Raw genomic sequence first — 1,427 nt, 5'->3', positions numbered from 1 at the left:
TAGACTGAACCCAAAAGTTTAGACGAATTTAAGATTAGTTTTTGAAATGATGAGCTCGATATTGTATCGGGCTCATTCCGTTTAGATTAAGTTTTATTCTATCGTTATTATAATAGTTTATATATTCTATGATTTCCTTTTTTAATTGCTCAACAGAGTCATATCTTTTGAGATAAAATAACTCTGATTTAAGTATTCCAAAGAAGTTTTCAATTATTGCATTATCTAGGCAATTCCCTTTTCTTGACATGCTTTGAATAATTCCATTCTGTTGTAATAAATGTTGGTATTGTTTCATTTGATACTGCCATCCCTGATCTGAATGTAAGAGCAAAGGTTGGGTATGTTTTACTTTTTCCAGCGCTTTGTTCATCATGGTCATTACACTTTTAAAGTCGGGCCGTTCAGAAAGTTGATAGCTGATGATCTCCTGGTTATATAGATCTATGACAGGCGATAGATAAAGTTTCTTTCCCGATACATTAAACTCGGTAACATCGGTTGCCCATTTTTGATTTGGCCGTTCTGCTTTAAAACTCCTATTCAAAAGATTAAGAGCTATTCGGCCCAGATTCCCTTTGTATGATCTATATTTTTTCACCCTGATAACGCTCTTTAGATTTAAGCACCGCATTAGCCGAAATACTGTTTTGTGATTAACAGTATGGCCTTTTTGACGCAGGAGTAGTGTAATACGCCTATATCCAAGTCTGCCTTTGTGCTCATGATAAATATTTTGAATAATCTCTTTAATCTCAAAATACTTGTCAGCAGAGGATAGCTTTGCATGATAATAAAAACTGCTTCTTGCCATACTCATACAACTGAGCAGTATTGCCAAATCATATTTATGCCTTAGCTCCATTATGGCTTTTGTTTTTTCTTGGTTTGAGCTAAGGCCTGAAGCTTTTTTAGTAGTTCATTTTCTGCCCTCAGATACTCGTTTTCTTTCAGCAACTCCTCCTCACGGGTCAAGGGTAGGACTGGTTTCTTTGCTTTGCGTTTTATTGGTAGTTTCATCTTTATAGGCCGACCTTTTGGTTTGCTGATCAGGCCTAATTCTCCTTCGGATTCATAAGCACGCTGCCAGTTTATGATAACTGATTCGCTTGGTATATTAAACCGGACACAGGCCACTCGTAAAGATAATAATTCCTTATATATAGCTTTTAAAACTGATAGTTTAAAACCTGAACTATATTGCTGCTTTGATCTTGGTTCAAGTCCTTGCTTGCCATAGGCATCATAAAAGCCTAACCATAATCGAAGATTAGAGTGTTCTATACCCTTTTCTTTGGCTATTGATTTTGCCGATCCCTTGCCCTCCAATACAGCTTCTACGCATTCAAGTCGAAATTTATAGTCGTACTTTTTTCTTTTAAACATAAAAATGCCCCCAATAAGTGTCTAACTTTTTGGGGGCAGTG

1 pseudogene is annotated in these 1,427 nt (G+C 36.2%); it reads right to left on the bottom strand.

The features are described 5' to 3' along the window. Positions 1-34: 34 nt before the first annotated feature. A pseudogene (locus DBR40_RS26440) lies at positions 35-1,386 on the bottom strand (IS3 family transposase). Positions 1,387-1,427 lie beyond the last annotated feature (41 nt).

The sequence above is a fragment of the Pedobacter sp. KBW01 genome (assembly GCF_003852395.1).
In the GTDB taxonomy this organism is placed as follows: domain Bacteria; phylum Bacteroidota; class Bacteroidia; order Sphingobacteriales; family Sphingobacteriaceae; genus Pedobacter.
The sequence above is the reverse complement of the archived record's forward strand: the minus strand, read 5'-3'. Positions and strand labels throughout refer to the sequence as shown.